This window comes from Mucilaginibacter phenanthrenivorans, from assembly GCF_024721155.1.
GTDB lineage: Bacteria > Bacteroidota > Bacteroidia > Sphingobacteriales > Sphingobacteriaceae > Mucilaginibacter > Mucilaginibacter phenanthrenivorans.
Genome location: NZ_JAHVAP010000011.1, coordinates 57,628 through 79,016, shown reverse-complemented (window position 1 = coordinate 79,016; position 21,389 = coordinate 57,628). Strand labels below are relative to the sequence as shown.

General features: G+C 42.3%; 18 protein-coding genes. 12 read left to right on the top strand and 6 right to left on the bottom strand.

Translation table 11 applies throughout. The features are described 5' to 3' along the window. Positions 1–10 precede the first annotated feature (10 nt). Entirely contained in the window at positions 11–3,145 is a 3,135-nt protein-coding gene (locus KXD93_RS23775; protein ID WP_258139893.1) for a SusC/RagA family TonB-linked outer membrane protein, read from the bottom strand. A 662-nt stretch (positions 3,146–3,807) separates the two neighbouring features. Between KXD93_RS23775 and KXD93_RS23770 the strand changes: the two genes are divergently transcribed. After that, positions 3,808–5,043 carry a dicarboxylate/amino acid:cation symporter gene (locus tag KXD93_RS23770; RefSeq protein WP_258139892.1) on the top strand — a complete coding sequence of 412 codons (1,236 nt, stop codon included), beginning with the start codon at positions 3,808–3,810 and terminating at the stop codon, positions 5,041–5,043. 72 nt (positions 5,044–5,115) lie between these two features. Here the strand turns inward: KXD93_RS23770 and KXD93_RS23765 are convergent, their stop codons facing one another. Both KXD93_RS23765 and KXD93_RS23760 read right to left on the bottom strand, forming a co-directional pair. Further along, positions 5,116–6,639, bottom strand: coding sequence for an IPT/TIG domain-containing protein (locus tag KXD93_RS23765; protein ID WP_258139891.1), 1,524 nt, complete (start codon positions 6,637–6,639; stop codon positions 5,116–5,118). Positions 6,640–6,740: 101 nt separating this feature from the next. Then, positions 6,741–7,094 carry a hypothetical protein gene (locus tag KXD93_RS23760; protein ID WP_258139890.1) on the bottom strand — a complete coding sequence of 118 codons (354 nt, stop codon included), beginning with the start codon at positions 7,092–7,094 and terminating at the stop codon, positions 6,741–6,743. 298 nt (positions 7,095–7,392) lie between these two features. Between KXD93_RS23760 and KXD93_RS23755 the strand changes: the two genes are divergently transcribed. The 6 genes from KXD93_RS23755 to KXD93_RS23730 all read left to right on the top strand — a co-directional run bounded on the left by KXD93_RS23755 (position 7,393) and on the right by KXD93_RS23730 (position 11,489). Then, on the top strand, positions 7,393–7,824 hold the full coding sequence (locus KXD93_RS23755) for a QcrA and Rieske domain-containing protein (RefSeq protein WP_258139889.1): 432 nt from the start codon (positions 7,393–7,395) through the stop codon (positions 7,822–7,824). 20 nt (positions 7,825–7,844) lie between these two features. Further along, a complete protein-coding gene (locus KXD93_RS23750; protein ID WP_258139888.1) occupies positions 7,845–8,282 on the top strand; it encodes a thioredoxin family protein in 438 nt (145 codons plus the stop codon). Further along, complete coding sequence (locus tag KXD93_RS23745; RefSeq protein WP_258139887.1) at positions 8,269–9,225, top strand: FAD:protein FMN transferase; 957 nt, start codon at positions 8,269–8,271, stop codon at positions 9,223–9,225. The genes KXD93_RS23750 and KXD93_RS23745 overlap by 14 nt, the downstream gene beginning before the upstream one ends. A gap of 4 nt (positions 9,226–9,229) precedes the next feature. Continuing rightward, positions 9,230–9,457, top strand: a complete 228-nt coding sequence (locus KXD93_RS23740) for a DUF4266 domain-containing protein (protein ID WP_258139886.1) — start codon at positions 9,230–9,232, stop codon at positions 9,455–9,457. Between the two features lie 18 nt (positions 9,458–9,475). Further along, a complete protein-coding gene (locus KXD93_RS23735; protein ID WP_258139885.1) occupies positions 9,476–10,696 on the top strand; it encodes a DUF3570 domain-containing protein in 1,221 nt (406 codons plus the stop codon). Positions 10,697–10,799: 103 nt separating this feature from the next. After that, positions 10,800–11,489, top strand: coding sequence for a VIT1/CCC1 transporter family protein (locus KXD93_RS23730; protein ID WP_258139884.1), 690 nt, complete (start codon positions 10,800–10,802; stop codon positions 11,487–11,489). A 30-nt stretch (positions 11,490–11,519) separates the two neighbouring features. Here the strand turns inward: KXD93_RS23730 and KXD93_RS23725 are convergent, their stop codons facing one another. From KXD93_RS23725 to KXD93_RS23715, 3 genes are read right to left on the bottom strand one after another with little or no spacing between them, the layout of a single operon-like run. Next, positions 11,520–12,299, bottom strand: coding sequence for a hypothetical protein (locus tag KXD93_RS23725; RefSeq protein WP_258139883.1), 780 nt, complete (start codon positions 12,297–12,299; stop codon positions 11,520–11,522). Next, entirely contained in the window at positions 12,286–12,963 is a 678-nt protein-coding gene (locus KXD93_RS23720) for a cytochrome b/b6 domain-containing protein (protein ID WP_258139882.1), read from the bottom strand. Before KXD93_RS23720 ends, KXD93_RS23725 begins: the two co-directional genes overlap by 14 nt. A gap of 10 nt (positions 12,964–12,973) precedes the next feature. Beyond that, entirely contained in the window at positions 12,974–13,459 is a 486-nt protein-coding gene (locus tag KXD93_RS23715) for a VIT1/CCC1 transporter family protein (protein WP_258139881.1), read from the bottom strand. 123 nt (positions 13,460–13,582) lie between these two features. On the opposite strand from KXD93_RS23715, the gene KXD93_RS23710 reads away from it, so the two are divergent. From KXD93_RS23710 to KXD93_RS23690, 5 genes are all read left to right on the top strand, one after another. Continuing rightward, complete coding sequence (locus tag KXD93_RS23710; protein WP_258139879.1) at positions 13,583–14,260, top strand: response regulator transcription factor; 678 nt, start codon at positions 13,583–13,585, stop codon at positions 14,258–14,260. After that, a complete protein-coding gene (locus KXD93_RS23705) occupies positions 14,257–15,504 on the top strand; it encodes a sensor histidine kinase (RefSeq protein ID WP_258139878.1) in 1,248 nt (415 codons plus the stop codon). Before KXD93_RS23710 ends, KXD93_RS23705 begins: the two co-directional genes overlap by 4 nt. 404 nt (positions 15,505–15,908) lie before the next feature. Continuing rightward, positions 15,909–16,499 carry an RNA polymerase sigma factor gene (locus KXD93_RS23700; protein WP_258139877.1) on the top strand — a complete coding sequence of 197 codons (591 nt, stop codon included), beginning with the start codon at positions 15,909–15,911 and terminating at the stop codon, positions 16,497–16,499. A 248-nt stretch (positions 16,500–16,747) separates the two neighbouring features. Next, positions 16,748–17,884, top strand: coding sequence for a FecR family protein (locus tag KXD93_RS23695; protein WP_258139876.1), 1,137 nt, complete (start codon positions 16,748–16,750; stop codon positions 17,882–17,884). A 197-nt stretch (positions 17,885–18,081) separates the two neighbouring features. Further along, complete coding sequence (locus tag KXD93_RS23690) at positions 18,082–21,387, top strand: TonB-dependent receptor (RefSeq protein ID WP_258139875.1); 3,306 nt, start codon at positions 18,082–18,084, stop codon at positions 21,385–21,387. Positions 21,388–21,389: the final 2 nt, after the last annotated feature.

Below are 21,389 nucleotides of genomic sequence, written 5' to 3'. Positions count from 1 at the left end.
TGTCAATAATTTAAAAGGAAACGTTAGCTCCCAGGTTAAAGGTCCTGTTTTCAGGGTATGTGTAGCCTGCGAAGGCAGTACTAAAATTGCTATTATCTGAATTGGTCCCCTGGTGTTCAGGGTCGTAGTTCTTCAGCCCGGTGAATGTTAACAGGTTGTAGCTGCTTACATATACCCTGAATTTTTTAACGCCTATATGTTTTAAAACTGAAGGGGATAAAGAATAACCTAATTCAAGTGTTTTTACACGCAGGTAACTGGCATTCTGGATAGCTTTTGTGCCTTGCGCGTCTGGCGAGCCCATTGCAGGGTAAAATCCCGGTACCCATTGGGTGTTGGGGTCAAAAACATTGGCGGCAGGATCTACGGTATGCCAGCTGTCAAGGAAACGGGTTAACGCGCTTCTGCCATACATCAACGGCGATGCAAATTGTTCGCCGTATTGTACGTAAACACCGGCTGCGCCTTGTAAAAGCATGTTCATGTCAAACCTTTTATAACTTAAGGCAATGGTGAAGCCATAGTTATACAACGGAATATCGGTAGTTGCAATAGGGTGGCTATCCTTTGAATCTATTACCCCATCACCGTTCCAGTCCTTATAGTAATAATCACCGGGGATCACATTGTTATTGCCTCCGCCTGTGTTTACACCATAGTTATATATTTGCTTGTAGCTGGTAAATTGCCCGGCGTATTCAGGACCCCACCAAATGTTCGAATACCTGTTATTTTGATTGTTTACCCAGTTTTCGTATTCGTTGCCTGCACGGCCGCTAAGAACCTTCAAGTTTTTCAATCGGGTTGTGCCTATGTTACCGGTAAGGTTTACGCCCAGTTGGCCAAATGTGTTCCTGTAAGATAAGCTGAAGTCCAGGCCTTGCACCCTGTCGCTGTTATAGTTGATCTGTGGCGTAGGAGCACCCACAGTGCCTGGTAGAACTGTGGATGGCGTGGCTACCAACCCTGTCCTGTCGTTTCTGAAAACCTCAACAGTTCCGTCTAATTTTCCATTAAACAGGCCGAAATCAAGGGCTATATTTTTTATGGTACTTACCGGCCATGTTAAACCCGGGTTGCCAAGTTTTGGTGCTGAGCCGTTCACAGGAGCAGTCCCGAAAATATAAGAGTTTACCGGGTAGGTATAGCCGGTAACATAATTAAATGCATTACCAGCCTCGTCCCCAAGCTGACCATAAGAAGCCCTGATCTTTAGGTTGGAGAGGATACCTGGAGAGATCAGGTTGCTGAAAAATTTTTCTTTGGTTAAAACCCAGCCTATTGATGCACCCGGGAAAAAGCCAAATTGATCGGGACCCGGCTGATACAGATTAGTGCCATCACGGCGAAAGCTGAATTCAGCAAGATACTTTCCTTTATAATCGTAGTTCAATCGTCCAATAATACTCCTGTGCGCAACATCCCCTAAGCCATTAGGATCCTGACCACCAAACATATTTGCATTTTGCAGGCCTCCAAATAAATAGTCTATAGGTATATTAGTGTCGCGGTAAGCATTGAAATTATCAGAGGTTTCATGGCTTTGCTCATAGGTAACCATGGCAGTTACGTTATGATCCTGGAAAAAAGTATGTGCGTAATTTAATGTTACCTGGCTATTAGTGTTAAAATGCGTGGCATATTGACGCGTTATACCCGAAGGTGAATTTACCGGACTTGGGATATACGTATCGTCGGCTGCGCTGTAAGTGTATAAATTATAGGTGCTTTTTACCTGATTATAGTCATAAACCCCGTAATCAATATTAAACAAAGCCCTGGCAGTTAGTCCGGGTACCCCGGGTATGTCATATGTTAGGTTTAACTGGCTTGTAAAGCTTTTATTCTTGGCCACCTTAAACCCTACCTTACTGTCATCAGTGATGATAGCAGGGTTCATGTTATCGGGCATTACATTAGGGTATAATGGATTGTTATTAGCATAGATCTGGTTTATAGGGATCTGGTTCCAGGTGTACTTATAGACTGTCCACTCGTCGGTATAAGGCTGGTTTTTCTGATCCATCCAGCCCGATGTTAATACCTGAGCTTTTAACCCTTTGACTATGTTAACTGTAACGTTCGAGCGGAAATTATACTTATTGTAGTTTAAATCGCCGGTTTTAAAAACGCCGTCCTGTTTCTGGTAACCAAAGTTGAAGAAATAGCTGATTTTTTCATTTCCGCCATCAATATTTAAATTATGGCTGATTTGATCGGCTGTTTTCCTGAAAACAAGACCTATCCAATCGGCAGATTTGTTAGTTCCTTTGAGCCATGGCAGCATGTCTGCATAAGAATATACCGGGGTTATGTTGCTAACAAAATTATTTTGGAAATCGCGTTTAGCCTTCTCATTAGTCAGCAGCATATAATCTACAGCGCCTACGCCCTGGGGCATTCCCAAAAATGTTTGCACCGCATCGTTAACTGAATAATTGATATTAACTTGTCCGTTTTTTGATCCTTTTTTAGTTGTTACCAAAATGGCGCCGCCGGCAGCCCTTATACCGTATATGGCTGCTGCGCCATCTTTCAACACAGAGATACTTTCAATTTCATTTGGATCCATCCTGCCTAATGTTGACTGGTCTCCGCCAATTATGCCATCAATTACAATTGCCGGCGCGGTTTGAAAACCTCTTACATTCAAGTCATTGGCATAAGATCCCGGTTCGGCAGTTGTTTGAACAATACGGATACCCGGTATTTTACCGGTTAGCATGTTTACAACGCTTTCGTTTTTCGTTGTAACGATCTCTTTATTTTGCAGCGTTGCTATAGAGCCGGTTACAGTTGCCCTTTTTTGCACACCATAACCCACAACTACTACCTCCTCAAGGCCTTTACTTGAAGGCTTTAAGGCAATTGTGCCCCCTTTTATGTCTTTAACGGCAATTTCACGGGTTTCAAAACTCAGGTACGATATCTGCAAAATAGCGTTGGGACCGGGTACTATAAGCTGAAATTTTCCGCTTATGTCTGTAATGACACCGGTGGTTGTGCCTTTAATTTTTACACTTACCCCCGGAAGTGTTGACCCATCGGTTAAGTCTATTACTTTTCCGCTGATCGGAGTTTGTTGGGCTAACAAACTAAGCGGGAAAAGAAAGAAAAGTACAAGTAAGTATTTTATTTTTTTCATATTGTCTTTCTGTTAATTTTTGAGTTTAATTGGTTTGGTTTACCATGTTAGGATAATAAATAGCGCGTGCAGCAGCATACTTACGGCGGGTTAGGATCGTAATTGTTCATGACCATGTTTTGAATGATTTAAAAAATAGCCTGGTGATTAATAAGGGTCAACAGGAGTTATAATTGGTTTATAATAATGACACAAAAGAAGAGTCGTTCATTAATAAAAAATAAATAATAGATTAATTTTAGCTGTAAAAACGCCAAAAAAGGCCACTTTTCAATTATTTCTGCAATCGATTGCAGATTTCTTCAAAAACAGCAAAAATTGTTGCCCGAAAAGAGGGCAAGGGGAAGACCTCTTTTTAAAACTGATTTTAATGGCGTCTTTTAAAAAGTGGTGCGCAGTTTATTAAATAGCAGTGGCTATGTACGGATCGAAATCGGACTAATAACATGGTTGCTTGTAGTAAGGGTTTTTGTTTGGGCTAAAATATAAAAATGAAGGGTATGTTGGGTAGTGGTCAAAAAGACGCATATGAGGTTTCCGGATAAGTTATTTGAGTGGCCAGGCCTGGTTCGTGCCATCGGCGTGTATTATTGGCAGAAAAGTAGTATAACCTGCCGATATTTTTCCGTCAATATAACTATCTTACCGGCGGAGACTAACAAATGAATAGCTGGTTAAAAAATTATAGCGGGATGATCTGGCTGATAACCGGGATCATAATAGGCAGTATTGCTGGCATTGTATTTGGCAAACGAGCCGAAGTGCTTAAGCCAATAGGCGATATTTTTCTCAACCTGCTGTTTGTAGCCGTAATTCCGCTGGTTTTTTTCGCTATATCCTCGGCAATAGCCAACCTTCATGGCGAGCAGAAGCTCAGCAGGATCATGACCATTTTATCGCTTGTGTTTTTATCAACCGTAATTATTGCGGCTTTGGTTACAATTGTTGCATTCTGGTTATTCCCGGTGCATCAGCAAATTGTATTATCAAGCGAAGTAATTGATCAGCAGGTAAATAAAAGTCTTTCGGGAGATCAAATAACCCAGCTGTTTACCACCGGAGAGTTCTACCAACTGCTTTCGCGCAAGAACATGCTGGCCATGATCATATTTGCCATCCTTACCGGTTTTGGCGCTTTGCGGGCTGGGGAAAAAGGGGTAGCATTCAGCAGCTTCCTGAATTCAGGGAATGAAGTGTTTAAAAATGTATTTGTACTGATCATGAAGCTTGGGCCGGTTGGCCTGGGGGCCTATTTTGCCTACCAGGTTGCCGTATTTGGTCCATCGTTATTCGGCACGTATGCCCATACCATGGGGATCGGTTACGGGGTGAGCATTTTTTACTATGCTGTATTTTTTAGCATTTACGCGTTTATAGCCGGAGGAATTAAAGGTGTAAGGAAATATTGGAGAAATAATATTGTACCGTCATTCACGGCGGTGGGGACTTGCAGCAGTATTGCAACCATACCTGCAAACCTTGAGGCTGCAAAGGCAATGGGCATTTCTGCAACAATCGCAGGCATTGCCATTCCGCTCGGCGGCACCCTGCATAAGGATGGTTCGAGCATTTCATCTATCCTGAAAATGGCCGTGGTGTTTTCTATGTTCGGCAAAAGCTTTAATAGTCCCGAAGTTATCTTGCTTGCTCTCGGCATGACGGTGCTGGTAAGCGTAGTGGAGGGGGGCATCCCCAACGGAGGTTACGTAGGTGAGCTGCTGTTTATCTCTGCCTACGGCTTCCCGCCCGAGGCGCTGCCTCCTGCGATAATTATTGGTACACTAATAGATCCTGTGGCAACGCTGCTAAATGCAACGGGTGATACCGTTGCTGCTATGTTAATTAATAGGTTTGCTGATAGGGAGGGGTGGAATAATGGACGTGAGGCTTTAGGTTGATTTATCCATTTTTCGAGCGTGCATATGCCAAATAGCTTCTGCCCGCCGTTGACTCTCGGACCAGTTGAGTTATTATTGTAAAACAATTTTTCTAACAGCTACACCATCAGCTACATATAGTACATTCCTTTTCGGATCCATACATATCCCTAAGGGATGATTAAATTGTGCTAATTTCCCAACACCATTTTCGCTGCCCTGCGTACTTCCTGCAAATGTGTAAACTCGTGCATAATCAGTTGTAACTTTTCGTATCAGGTAGTTATTAGAATCGGCAATATAAATATTACCACGATTATCGGGCACCATCCCTGTAGGAAAGTTAAATCGCCCTGATGCGCCAATGCCATCAGAATATCCTGCTTGTCCACCGGCAAACAATGTGCAATAACCGTCAGTGGCGGCAATTTGAGCAATCATATTGTTCCCGTTATCCGCTACATACACTACGCCCTGGGCATCAACGCAAACAGCTTGCGGATGATTAAACTGAGTAGTTCCCGGACTTGTATACAAAAGACCCTGGATTGAACCCGAATAGGTGTTGACTAAGCCGGCTGGAGTGATTTTTCGAATCTTGTTATTGCCCTGGTCTGCCACAAATAAGTTATTGCTATTATCGATGGCTATTCCTACCGGATTATTAAACGAAGCTGCGTTACCCGTTCCGTTTACGGATCCGGCTACGCCTGCCGCACCGGCAAAGGTACTAACAACACCGTCTGGAGTTATTTTACGGATAATATTATTACCACCATCAGCAACATATAAATTATTATCAGCGTCAATACAAATACCTTCGGGATGATTAAACTGAGCAATTGTTCCTTTCCCATCGGCACTTCCCTGCGTGCTTCCGGCAAAAACGGAAGATATGCCACTTGGGGTAATTTTAAATACCAGGTTGTTGCCCTTGTCTGTAACATATACATTGCCCAATGTATCCGCGCAAATTCCGGTTGCTTCTTTATATGTTGCTGATAAAGTTGTTACCGCTCCTACATAGTTATATGAAAACTTAGGTCCCGAAACTTTTAAACCCTTTACAGATAATGTAACGATGCCGTCACCTGCACCAATTGGAACAATAACATCTATATAGTATTGTGATATGTTGACTACTTTTGCCGCTACTCCATTTATTGTTACAACATTATCAGTAAGTGTCGTAGAAAATTTTGAGCAATAAATGCTTAAAACTTCGCCACCTGCAGCTTCTTTTGGTAAAATGTAATTAATTTCGGGAGTATCACTATATACATATACTGGCCCAAGAGTTTCCATGTTTTTTACCGAAACTGCCACCACTCCTGAGCTGCCTGTTGCAGGAACCGTAACTGTTAGTTGAGTTTTAGTTGCAGTTAACACTGTAGCAGGTTCGCCATTAAATGTTACTACATCTTCAGACACCGTTGTTGAAAATCCCTGGCCGGTTATTGTAACAACAGAACCGGCTTTCCCGATTGCAGGTTTTATAGAGGCTACGTAAGGAGCATGAGGCACGTCCTCCGTTGGGGGAGCGGGTGTTTTACTTTTACTGCAAGCTATAAGGGTTAACAGTAAGGAGTAGCAAAGAAATTTTACGAAGTTGCGCACGCAATAGGTTTAAACGCTAAATGTAACTTTAAAATTCAACATCTATGATAAAATTACCCCGTAATGTTAGCTTACCGTTGTAGATAAATTAAAAGCAACAATTATACTGATCTCAGCCTATCCACAAACTCAGTCGCAATAGTCACAATATAATGTTCGTCATGCTTGCCGGGGTTGTAGGGTGCAGTTATAATAACGTCCCATGCGGTTTCTGGAGATAGGGGCAAAGTGGCAGCAAACGCTAAGGTGAATCGGTACTCTGTATCTTCCCAGGTTAAACGCAGCGCATTTTTATTACTTAGCCAGGTGATGGATCGGCTGGAAGGCGATTCATCACCTGGTTGCTGATAAACGATTTTATAACCTTGTTGTTTTAACTTTTGATTCAATGCAACTTCAATTTGTTCAAATGCATGCGTTATCGCATTGTTGGGGGAGCTGTTATTCGTATTCATAGTTCTAAGTTAGGACAATAATTTTACATACTCCGCCAGGTCGAGCGTGCACATCCAATTGCATAAAATATTGAGCGCGTATGTTCATATTTATGCAATCTTCTGTTAAAATTTGTTAAAGCCCCTTTAATTTCATTTCAACTACAGATTTGCCAACTACTATTGTGTAACTGGAAATTTACAATGAATTGTTAATGGCAGAATGCCGTTTGTCGATACATCTCTTTCGCTCATCCATACAAATGAGTTTATATAACAGGGGCTGGATATATTTGATAAGCTAAAATAGGAGGTGATAATGGACAGAAAAGAATTTCTTTCGGCAATAGGAGTTAGTGCTGCAGCGTTTACCATCATGAACTGTATGGCTTGCTCAAAGGGATCTGACGCGAGTTCTTCCGGTAATTCCGTTACCGGGCCTACAGGTGTTGATTTTACTTTGGATCTAACAGCTTCGGCTAATGCAGCCTTACTAACCAACGGTGGTTATTTATCGCAAAATGGTGTTATAGTGGGGCGTACAACAGCCGGTGCTTACATTGCTGTGCAACAGTCTTGTACACATGAAAGCTATCCGCTGGTTTACCAGGCATCTGCCAGCCAGTTTTATTGTAATAATCATGGTTCTGCCTTTACAGAAGCAGGGGTTGTAAAAAATTCGCCTGCCAACCATAACCTTACAGTTTACAAAACAACATTAACAAACAGTTCGTTAAGGATTTACTCTTAAATTTAAAAATACCCCATAATATGAAATTATTAATTGCATTTTTTTTAATAGGATTAATTTCACCGGTTACCTGGCTTGGTAACTTTAGCGAGGCCACAACTGAGGCGGCCAAAACACATAAGCTCATCCTGGTAAATTTTTCAGGGTCCGACTGGTGTGGTCCATGTATAAGGGAACGTAAGGAAATCCTGGAAACAGCAACTTTTGAAAGCTTTGCATCTGATCACCTGGTACTGGTTCGGGCTGACTTCCCGCGCCAAAAGAAAAACCTGCTGAGCAAAGAACAAACTAAGCTGAATGAGCAGCTTGCCGATAAATATAATCCCGACGGCAAGTTTCCCTATACCCTGCTGATTGATGAAAATGGAAAGGTGCTGAAGGATTGGGATGGTTTTCCGAATGAATCGCCTGAGAAATTTGTGCAGGAGATAACCGAATTTACACATGCCGGAAACTGAAGCGGTGCAGGGGGGGACTACCGTTCATAAGCGCGTACTGCGCTTAATGGGAAACCGCTTTGAAATAAGTGTGGTAACCGACGACGAGAATTTTGCCCACAAATGTATTGATAGCGCCGTTGCCGAAATTAGCCGCATTGAAAAGCTGCTGACAACATTTAGCGACGATAGCCAGACCAATGAAATTAACCGACAGGCTGGTATTGAGCCGGTAAAGGTTGACAGAGAGGTTTTTGACCTGGTAGCACGGTCGATAAAAATATCAGGGCTTACGCAGGGAGCATTTGACATCAGCTATGGGTCGATAGACAAAAGCCTCTGGAACTTCGATCTGAATATGAAAGCGCTACCTGATCCTGAAGTTGCCCGTAATTCAGTAAAGCTGATAAACTATAATAATGTAATTCTTGACGAAGACGCCTGTACCATATTTTTAAAGGAACAGGGGATGAGAATTGGCTTCGGCGGCATTGGGAAGGGTTATGCGGCGGATAAGGCCCGGCACGTTTTGCAGGGCATGGGTGTTAAAAGCGGGATAGTTAATGCGGCAGGCGACCTGGTAACCTGGGGTACACAACCCAATGGCAAACCGTGGACCATCGCAATTGCCGACCCGGATCACAGGGTTAGCCCCTTTAGCACACTTAATATTAGCAATATGGCTATTGCTACATCGGGAAATTATGAAAAATACGTTATAATAAACGGGCGGAAATATTCGCACACCATCGACCCTAAAACCGGCCTACCAGTTACAGGGATAAAAAGCGTAAGTATAGTAAGCCCAAGCGCTGAACTGGCCGATGCAATGGCAACCCCTGTTATGGTAATGGGGGTAAAGGTGGGGCTCGATCTGATCAACCAGCTAAAACAAATAGCTTGTATTATAATAGATGATAATAACCAGGTACACTGTTCAAATAACATAAATATTAAAAACTGATACAATGAGGAAAATACCCCTGTTAATCATTTCAATTACAAGCATCGGCCTTGTTTGCAGCATGGCGTCATGCAGTTCGGTGAAATCTTATCAGAAAAACCGGCTGAATGACTCAGAAATGGAACTTTCCGCACGCAAGTCCCAAAAGTTCGAACAAAGCTTTCAACTCTACCGCGAAGGCGGATCGGGAGCCAATGGTGGTAAAAGTGGCGGTGGCTGCGGGTGTAATTAATAATCAGATCAACTGTAAATGAGAAAAATATATTTAGGGGTATTAGCCCTGTACCTGGGCATTCTTTCTTCACACGCCCAAACTACACAACCCGTTAAGGATACAACCAATTACGAAACACGCAAGCTAAAACTTGATGAAGTAAATTTTGTATCGGGTTATTATCACCAAAACGGTAACAACTCGGCGGTAACCGGTGGTATAGGCACGGAGAACTTAACCGATTTTGCCAATACGCTTGATATACAAATGTCGAAGGTAGGCCGGAACGGCCGTAAAAACACCTTTACGTTTGAGCTGGGGATCGATCATTATACTTCTGCATCATCAGATAAGATTGACCCGTACAGCATTTCATCCGCATCAAGGCAGGATACCCGGGTATACCCATCGTTAAACTGGACAAGTTCGAACGAAAAAACGGGTAATGCATTTGGTTTTACCGGCTCTTATTCGCACGAGTTTGACTACCAGTCACGTGGGTTAGGGTTTAATCTTACCCGCGTTTCAAAGGATAAAAACACACAATTTGACTTTAAGCTGCAGGCGTTTTTAGACACATGGAAGGTTATCTTGCCGGTTGAGTTACGACCGCCGGGCTACGGATCCGGGTCGGGCCATGATGATAACCGGCCGGTAGATTATAAACCGCGAAACTCATTTAGCGCCTCATTTTCTCTATCGCAGGTGTTAAGCACACGATTGCAGGCTTTGTTTATAGTTGAGCCATCATATCAGAAGGGCTTGCTGGCAACAAAGTACCAAAGAGATTATTTTACCGACGGATCTGAACGGGTTGAGAACTTGCCCGACGGTAGGTATAAGCTACCCATAGGTGTGCGTTTCAATTATTTCCTTGACGATCATTTTGTGATCCGTACTTTTTACCGGTACTATATGGATAACTGGGGTATAAGGGCACATACCGCCGAAATTGAAGTGCCAATTAAATTTAGCTCCTTTGTATCTGTAAGTCCTTTTTACCGCTATAATACACAGGTGGGTACGCGTTACTTTGCCCCATACGGTCAGCACGATCCCACTGCCGTTTATTATACCAGTGACTACGACCTTTCGAGCATGCACAGTAATTTTGTTGGCGCAAATTTACGCCTGTCGCCGCCTAACGGCGTGTTTGGCTGGCAGCATTTGAATACGCTGGAGTTGCGTTACGGCCATTATATGCGCTCAACAGGGCTAAACTCTGATATAGTGACGCTGGCTTTAAAATTTAAGTAGATTGACCGAATATAAAAAGACAATAATCGAGTGCTATCTAAGCAGATATAAATATCTTTATGCATTGGTAATTGGGGAAACAAATTAAACCACACTTATTTTTATGCACAAGGAACAGCATGTTAACGGTTCGGAAACTATCAGGGATATAGTTATCGGCATGTCCGACGGTTTAACTGTGCCGTTTGCCCTGGCAGCGGGGTTAAGCGGAGCGGTAAGTTCATCAACGCTGGTAGTAACCGCTGGGATTGCCGAAATTGTTGCTGGCTCAATAGCTATGGGCTTGGGAGGCTTCCTGGCCGGCCGCACCGAACTGGATCACTACAACTCTGAACTGAGACGCGAATACGAAGAGGTAAAGCGCGTACCCGAACAGGAAAAGATGGAAGTAAAGGAAGTTTTTGCTGATTTTGGCTTATCCCCCGCACTGCAGGATCAAATTGCCGATGAAATGGCCCGGGATGAAGATAAATGGGTTGACTTTATGATGCGGTATGAGCTGGGCCTTGAAAAGCCACAGCCAAACAGGGCAACAAAAAGTGCCATAACTATCGGAGTCTCCTACATTGTCGGCGGTATTATTCCCTTGTCTCCCTATTTTATGATCGATAATTCACAGCTAGCGCTTTACTACTCATGCGGAGTAACGCTCATTTGCCTGTTTGTTTTCGGTTACTTTAAAAGCAAGTTTACCGGGCAGCCAGAAATTAGCGGTGCATTAAAGGTAGTAGTAATAGGCGCCCTTGCAGCCGGAGCAGCCTTCGTTATGGCGAAGCTAATAAGCGGTAAATAATAGCATTCAAGCTTTAAACCTTCGCTAGAGTTAAAATCTCCGCCCGACAATTATTTTAAAAATAGCTTTATCCGTTCCCCGGGTAAAGCCATAACCAGCGCCGCCGTTAAATTCCCAATCGACGTTATAATTCAGATCGGTGGCTACAAATAACTGCTGCTGTTGTTGCTGAAAGGGATCATAATGAAAAAATGGACCCGTGCTGCCATAATATTCCAGGCCCAATGCCACAACTTTGCTCACATCGTAGCTGCCTTTAACATTCGGTGAAAATATAAATCCCCGGTCCTTATCAGGACCGGCAAAGCTTTTGTCGAGCGTTGGGTTTACGGAGACATAAAGCTTGTTCCATTTTTTATCCACTATCGGCCTTATTTCCAGCGTACAGGTATTAGCGGAGAATGCGCTCTTTTGGAATCCAAACTCGGTAGAAATACTTACACCAACGGGCCATTTCCATTCAACGGGCGCGGCGACCCTGGGCCTGATGTGTGAGCCTACATAAGCTGTCCGGCCGGCGTCGCCTATCGAATTGAAGATGTAAAAACCGGTTTCGAACCATGGCGTCCAGCCATGAGTGATCTCTATAGTTTCATGAACTACATGATTGTCTGGTAATTCACCATTTTCGCCCTCTTTAAATCCGTCGGCAGTATAGTTGCTGTGCAACTCAACCATGGTACGGCCCTTTTCAACCGTTTCTGACCCATAAACCTGAATCTCGTAATTATCCTGGGCTTTTGCGGCGCTTGCATATAAGAAAAGTACCAGGCAAATGGAAGTGATGGCAAAGTTTTTAAGCGTGTTCATTTCCCCCATTTATCATATCCGAAACTATACCTTTTGAATTTTTTCGTTCCGCGAGGAACACCCCGGCTAAATGCACTACAATAAATCCAAGCACCAGATACATACAAAAACTATGAACCTCCTTTACGCTATGCCTTATAGATTTGTACGCTGCAAGTGCATCTTCAAAAGCCAGGAACAACCCGGTTAAAACCATAATTACCAGCAATACATAAAATATGGAATAAATAACTTTCACCGTAAGTTCGTGCCGGGCAACTTCCCGTTCCTTTTTCACGACGTTGAACTTCTTGTAGGCGCTTTTTAATCCTCGTATAAATTTTTGATCAACAAGCTGAAAAAATTCAAGTATCAGCCTGAATACCAGCAAGCCGGCTAAACAATAACCAAAATAAACATGCACATCCCAAACGCTGTCGCTAAGGGCATGCGCCGCAGAGCGCGCCTGGTCGTCAGTTACTGATGCGCCCGATTTTTGAAGTTCGGTTTTTAATAAGGCCGAAGTTGTATGGTCATCTGTTATGGTCGAATTGATCAGCACAGTTATTAACGACCCGCTTATAATGATCATGTTTAACCAATGCCACAATCTTAAGGCAGGGGAGTAGCTTTTAACTTTATGCGGATTGGTCACATCCATCCTGACAGGTTCAATTTTTGTCATATTTAATTTTTTAACTTGTTGCGTTGCCTAAATAAATGCCCAGTAAAAACACAATTCCTCCACCCACAATCACCTGTAAGATAGTCTTTATTAAAGGCGTCTTCATAAAACGGTATCTTATAAAGGCAATCAGTAATAGTTCACATATTACTACTATATAAGCGAGGTGCAAGGCACTGTGCAGGTTTTGAATTAGAAAAGGAAGCGTGTGCAGCATGCCGCCAAGCGCAGTAGCAAAGGCGGTAATTGAACCGCGAATAATGGGGCTTCCGCGCCCTGTCACCGTGCCATCGTCAGAAAGCGCCTCGGCTAAGCCCATACTGATACCCGCGCCAAGAGAGGCAGCCAGGCCCACATAGAAAGCCTTTATGGGCTGTCCTGTTAAGCCTGCAGTAGCAAATATTGGAGCCAGTGTTGAAACAGAACCGTCCATAAGCCCAAGCAGGCCTGGCTGAACTTTCTGGATAACGAACGTGGCAGTTTTACTGTTGGCCATTGATTAACGATAATGCTTTAAAAGTAATTAGATAATTTGGAGCAAATCTGAAGTTATCTGAAGTTATGAAAATAACTACAGATTTGCTTCAATATTCTTGACTACCTTTGATAAAAAGACCGATTGAAACTCCTAATCGTAGAAGATGAAGATACGCTTCGTGATAATATAGCCAGCTATTTTACCGAGGAGGGAAACGTATGCGAAAGCTGCGGCACGCTCGATACCGCAATTGAAAAGCTATCTGGCTATAATTACGACTGTATTTTGCTGGATATTGGTTTACCAGACGGCGATGGTTTTACCGTTTTGGATTACCTGAGAGAGAATAATAAGAATGAAGCTGTGCTGATTATATCTGCCAGAAACTCGCTGGATGATAAAATTAACGGCTTAAATGTTGGCGCCGACGATTACATTACAAAACCCTTTCATCTCGCTGAGCTTAAGGCAAGAGTAGCTGCAACTTATCGGCGCAAAACGTTCAACACAAACAATAAGCTTATATTTAACGAAATAATAATAAACCTGCCCGGAAGAACGGTAAATATTAACGATACCCGGATAGTACTTACCAGGAAGGAGTTTGATATGCTGTTGTATTTTATAGCCAATAAAGGCAAGGTTATTTCAAAAAACGCTATAGCTGAGCACATGTGGGGCGATGAGATGGATATGCACGATAACTTTGATTTTATTTATACCCACATCAAGAATCTTCGCAAGAAATTGATTGATGCAGGCTGCGCTGATTACCTGAAATCGGTTTATGGAATAGGCTATAAATTTTCAGCAGAATGAAGCTTTCCTCACATTATAATAAAGCAAGCATTATCGTTTCGGTATTGGTGTTGTTTGCTGCGGCAATAATATATTATTTTGCCATTCATAAAATTGCACGTAATCAGCTTGATAGCGAGCTTTCTGAAGAGATTGGCGAACGGATAGATTACGTTAACCGCTATGGGAAGATCCCTAAAAAAGATTTTGATGAGAGTTTGACTGAATATTCAAAAATCCCCACTGCTGATTTCCCCACCCGCTTTTTTGACACGGTTTATTATAACACGCGCGAAAAAACCAATGAAAATGGCCGGGCCATCGCTGCGCTTATAAAACTAAACGGAGAAAACTATAAAGTAATCATTACCGAATCGTACGCAAGCATTGATGACCTGACCCAGGTAATAACCCTTATTACATTGGTGCTCACCATCATTTTACTGTTCGTGCTGTTTATTACCAATAAATACGTATTGAAAGGTCTGTGGCGGCCATTTTACCACACATTGCACGAATTGAAAACCTTTAATATTTCGGTTCCGGGAAATATCAAAACCCAAACCAATAAGGTAGACGAATTCAATGAGCTGAACGCTGCAGTGCAATTAATGTCGGCAAGGGTTAAAAAAGATTATGAGCATTTAAAGCATTTTACCGAAAACGCTTCGCACGAAATGATGACGCCTCTTGCAGTGATAACAGCTAAACTGGATACGCTGATCCAGGATGAATCGTTAAAGCCGGAGCATTATGATCAGATCAATGATATTTATTCAGCAACAGGTAAACTGTCCCGCTTAAACCAGTCGATGTTGTTATTGGTGAAAATTGAAAATAATTTAATAAACGATGGTGAGTCGATCAACCTGCATTCGGCGATCGCACAAAAGCTGCGCCAGTTCCAGGAGTTGTTATTGGCCAGGAATATTACGGTTGCTGAAGATTTGCAGGATAAGAACATTTTTGCCAGCAGGTCGCTTATCGACGTGCTTTTGAATAACCTGTTCAGTAATGCCATAAGGCACAATATACAAAACGGCAAAATCACCATTACCTTAACTAACGATAAACTTATTTTTCAAAATTCCGGCGCCGCAAAACCCCTTGACGAATCTTTGTTATTTGAACGGTTTCAAAAGGGGCAAAAATCAGACGGTACGGGTTTGGGATTAACAATTGTAAAAAATATTTGCGCGCTGTATAATTGGCAAGTTTCCTATACCCATACAGGGTTATTACACAACTTTGAAATTGCGTTTTAATTGCCCCGACTTTCCTATCGCTATTGTCTCCAATTCTGTATTTATGTTGCTACTCACCAATACAAAGACTTCGTTTCTTCCGATCTAACTAATTTTGTGTCCAAAAATCAAATTGACCACGCGGGAGGCCTGTTTACCATCATGACAGTAAAGGATGGTTATTCAGAATGGAAAAAATACTTTCGTTATAACCAATTATAATAGCCATTAAACCATGGACGTAGTAGTCGTACACTTTTTGGTTTTTGCTGTGTTTTAAGATACAACAATGTTCATAGGCATTTTACGTAATTAGGTATTCGCAAGTATTTCTATGAAATAACGGCGGTTTGATAAAAAGGAATAAGATAGTCAGGTCAATACAACCAACATAATATGGTATAATAATTTTACCCCTTACAAGCATGATATCTTCTAATGTATTTTCCGATCAGGAATTGATAACCCTTTTACAGGAAGGCGATCACGCGGCATTTACTGAAATTTACACAAGGTACTGGGAGAAAATGGTGTTAATAGCCTGGAATCATACCAGGGATAAGTGTGCGGCCGAAGATATAGTTCACGAAGTTTTTATTTCACTTTGGAAGGAAAAAAACAATCTCCAGATCCTGAATGTTGGTGGTTTCCTTGCTACTAAAATCAAATTCGCCGTATTTAAAAACTACCGTAAGGAACAGCGGAGAACTAAACTGGCCGAAATGAATTTTGATTTCAACGATGTGAGCCTGGATGAGGAAAAATTGGATGCGCTTTTTTTACAGGAATACATCAATGGAATAGTTGAGGATCTGCCCGAAAAATGCAGGCTGGTATTCAAATACAGCCGCCAATTGGGTATGAAGAATGCTGATATTGCATCTCAAATGAACATCTCCGAAAAAGGTGTTGAAGCTAACCTAACCCGCGCTCTGAAGATCATCAGGAATAATCTTGAAACCACGGGTATTTTGCTGGTCATTTCGAATGAGCTTTTAAAGTTTTATAAGCTGTAGTGCTGTTGGCAGCATTATCATAATCTTCTCCTTGAATTAAATCCCAAATCTGTTTTTATCAAATTAAACCCTGCTGAACTTTTCCTGAAGTTAATTTCTTGTTATCTATAAACACTTGCTGCCCTGTTGGATTCTGGTAAGATCAGAAACTACCTTATCATAGCGCTAATAAATAAATGTGAACCAGCATATAGGGTAAAGGATATTTCGTGGTAACATGTAGTTATAAACCAATTATTAGCTACATCGTGGATAAGCCAAGAATTAACTATTTACTGCAAAAATATATAGATGGTTCCGTTAGTGACAGCGAAAAGCAGGAACTATTGGATTTGTATAAAAGCACAAACCTGGATGACGCGGTGTATTCCGACGACAGGGAAAGTGTAAGCGAACGCATATTGTTACGCCTTAATAAGGAAATTGAACAGGAAAAAAGAAAAAACACTTTTTTTAAACCCTGGATAATAGGCTCTGCGGCAGCTGTTATTCTTGTGGTTTTTGGTATTTATATAATTAACCGCCAGGTTGTTGATCCTAAGATAATTGCTAAGCAGCCAGCTGAAAAGGAAGTAATAGTTCCGGGAACTAACGTGGCGGTATTAACACTTGGCAACGGTAAAAAAATAGCGCTTACCGGCACCACCACCGGAAAACTGGCTGTTCAGGGAGGTACTATTATAACAAGGAATGCAGCCGGGCAAATCTCCTACAAGGTTATTGCTGATTCGAAGGATAACGAAATTACATTTAATACCATTACTACGCCGATGGGAGGGCAGTTTAGGGTAACGCTGCCCGATGGCAGTAATGTGTGGCTCAACGCGGCATCGTCATTGAAATACCCAAGCAGGTTTGAAGGCAGCGAAAGGCATGTTGAATTACATGGGGAAGCGTACTTCGAGATCTTTAAAAATAAAAATTCGCCATTTACAGTTACAGCAGAAAATACAAATATTAAAGTGCTGGGTACACATTTTAACGTAATGGCTTATAAAGATGAGCCCGCTGTTGCAACTACCTTATTAGAGGGTTCTGTTTCTTTATCCTCAAAAAGCACTCACGTAATGCTAGCGCCCGGTCAACAAGCCGTTGCGTATTTCAATTCGGAAAATATTATACTTCATGAGGTTAACGTTGAGGACGCAGTGGCCTGGAAAAACGGTTACTTCTCTTTCAGAAAGCAAAACATCAGGGCGGCTATGAACAAGATAGCAAGATGGTATAATGTAGATGTGGAATATAGCGGGAACGTAAATGATAAGTTTTTGGGTGGTACTGTATCCCGTTCTGAAAATATAACTGAACTATTGAATTATGTGGAATTAACAGGAATCGCAAAGTTTAAAATTGAAGGAAGGAGGATAAAAGTAATATGTAAATAAAATTACCTAATGACATCTGATAAAACCAGGAACGTTGCACCGCCCCTGGTTTAACAGCAATGAGAGCTGTATCAGGTGAATTGAAAGATCGCTTTAAACAATCAATTACCAATAAACCTAACATTCAAATGTATAAAAATTTTACAAAATTTTTTTGTAGGGCCCTTTCCTGCATTAAACCTAATATAATCTTAAAAATGAAACTAACGTTTGTTTTTTGTATGTGTGCATTATTGCAGGCTACAGCAGCTACTTACGGACAGAATATAACGTTGAAGGTTAAGAACGTTTCATTTGAGCAGTTGCTTGAAGACTTAAGCCACCAGAGTGGCTACCATTTTCTTTACGATGAACAATTGATAAACCAGGCTAACCCGGTAACTATCGACGTGAAAAATAAGCCATTGGCCAAAGTGCTGATTGAATGTTTTGCCAGTCAGCCGTTTACCTATGTGGTGAAGAATGATAATGTAATTATTACAGGCAAAAATAAAGTAACCTCCGGCACTATACAAGCTCCATTTGTCATCACCGTTACTGGACAGGTTAATGATGAAAAAGGTCTGCCGTTGCCCGGTGTGAGCATTAGGGTAAAAGGCACAACCCTGGGAACAGTAACCGGAACGGATGGGAAATATACCATTTCGGGTGTAAACACCGATGCAGTGCTGGTTTTTAGCTTTATCGGTTATGCCAGCAAGGAAATACCGGTTGCCGGGCAAACCTCAATAAATGTGGCACTAACTCCCCAGGCCGGAACGCTTAACGATGTGGTGGTAGTGGGCTACGGCACGCAAAAGAAAGCAACACTTACCGGTTCGGTATCCGCGGTTAAAGGAGAAGAGCTAACGGCGGCTCCTGTTGCCAGTACCATAAATACCCTTGCTGGAAGACTGCCCGGGTTGGTGTCACTGCAATCAAGCGGGCAACCGGGGGCAGACCAGGCTGCAATTAGCATCCGTGGTTTTGGCCAGGCACTGTGGATTGTGGATGGTGTTGAATCAAACTTTAATAACATCGATCCAAACCAGATCGAATCTTTAAGTATCCTTAAAGACGGTGCAGCTTCGATATATGGCGCCCGCGCCGGTAACGGTGTTATATTGGTAACAACCAAACATGGTAAAGAAGGAAAACCCGATATTACGTTTAATTCATCGTATACCTTGCAAGGTAATACGCTAATGGCAAAACCGGTTAATTCGGCCCAGTATGCCGACATAACCAACCTGTTTTATACCAACCAGGGGAAACCCGCGCCATATACGCCGGAGCAAATCCAGAAATTTTCTGCAGGCGGTGATCCTGCTTACCCAAATACAGATTGGCAAAAAGTTGCAACACGCAACTGGGCTCCGCAAACACAGCAAAATTTATCAGTACGCGGTGGAACTGATCAAATCAAATATTTCGGGTTTTTCGGCTATGTGAACCAGGACCCCATGTGGAAGAAAAATGGTGGCGATTATAACAGGTATAATCTCCAATCCAATTTAGATGCCAAGGTAAATAATAATTTGTCTATCCAATTGCTGCTTTCGGCGGTGAGCGAGTCAAACTCTCAACCAGTACGAGGCCAGGGCGCGGGTATCAATACATTATGGCAGGATTTATGGAACTCTTTACCTATCTATCCCGCCACACTGCCTGATCCAACGAAATACTCTTATGCCAACGGACAGGGAGTGGGCAGTATCGCACTCGTATCAAACGAAGACATTGCCGGTTACGACAAGGTTAATACCCAGAATATGAAGGGGACTTTTATTGCCGTTTACAAAATACCTGCTATTGACGGATTAAGTGCCAAGGCATTTGTAAATTATGACAAGACTTACGTCACTGACAAAAACTTCTCAAAACCTTATAGTTTTTATACTTACGACTATTCAACTCAAGCCTACACCCTGGCCGGGTCGCTTGGATCACAGGCAAAACTAACCTACCAGGAAACGCAGTCGCGCAACGTAACCGGGCAGTTTTCATTGAATTACGATCATGTATTTCACAACGACCATCATATTTCGGCACTTGCCCTTTATGAAGTTATCGATTACAATACCAACTATTTGCTTGCCGGACGGGATAATTTTTTAACACCGGCTATTGAAGAACTATATGCAGGCTCTGTGACAACAGCTATAGCTAACAGTTCGGCGTCTGAAATGGGACGTGCGAGTTATGTCGGCAGGTTCAACTATTCATATAAGGATAAATATCTCCTGGAAACAACACTCAGGGCAGATGCTTCTGCAAAATTCGAGTCGGACAAGCGCTGGGGATACTTTCCAAGTGTTTCACTAGGTTGGCGAATGGACCAGGAAAATTTCATCAAGAACATAAAAAGTATTGACGAGTTGAAGCTTAGGGCAAGTTACGGTAGTTCGGGGATCGACAACGTAGGGGACTTTCAATACCTTACCGGCTACCAATTCGCCGGGCAATGGCTTATAGGCAATAATACGCAAGCCGGTATTCAGTCAACAGGTCTGGCTAATCCTAACCTTACCTGGGAGCGAATAAATATTTATAACCTTGGCGCTGATTTTTCGTTCCTTAACAGGAAGCTGTTTGGTACTGCGGAGGTATTTTACCGCACCCTTTCGGGAATTCCTGCTACAAGGGTATTATCTCTTCCAAATACCTTCGGAGCTGTGCTGCCTTCTGAAAACCTGAACAGCCAGAATAACCGCGGGTTTGAATTTAGTTTGGGAACCGCAGGAAGCGTAGGCGAATTAAGCTACCAGGTAAGTGCCAATGTATCATGGACACGCGCAAAATGGAATCACTACGAGCAACAGGATTTTACCGATCCTGATCAAAAGAGGCTTTATCAACTGTCCGGACAATGGACCGATCGTACTTTTGGCTACGTGGCTAGCGGCTTATTTACCAGTCAACAACAAATTGATAACCTGAAATTTACTTATCCGGGTGGCAATGCTGCATTAAGGCCGGGTGATATTGAATTTGTTGATGAGAATGGTGATGGAAAGTTAGATTACAAAGATCAAAAGCAAATAGGTACAGGCACCGTGCCGGAATGGATAACCGGTGCTACGATTAACCTTAAGTTCAAAAACTTCGACCTGCAATCGCTTTTACAGGGAGCATTTAACTATTACACCACCGTTACTTTATACCATGGCGGGTTAAATTATTCCAATGCATTTTATAAAAATATGTGGACTGAGCAGAATAATTCGGCCGATGCAAGCCCGCGTATTTCGGGAGCCAGCACCAATAGTTTGTTTAATAATTTGTACTTTAAAAAGGCAAGCTATATGCGCTTAAAGAGCCTAGCCATAGGTTACAACCTGCCAAAGAACATGCTTGGGAAAGCGAATATCCGCAACGCCAGGATTTACCTTGCAGGCACTAATTTATTGACCATTAATCCGCTTCGGAAATATGAAGTTGATCCTGAAGCTCCGGATGGCCAGGCTGGGTACTATTATCCGCAACAAAGAACCATTTCATTAGGATTAAATATTACATTATAAAT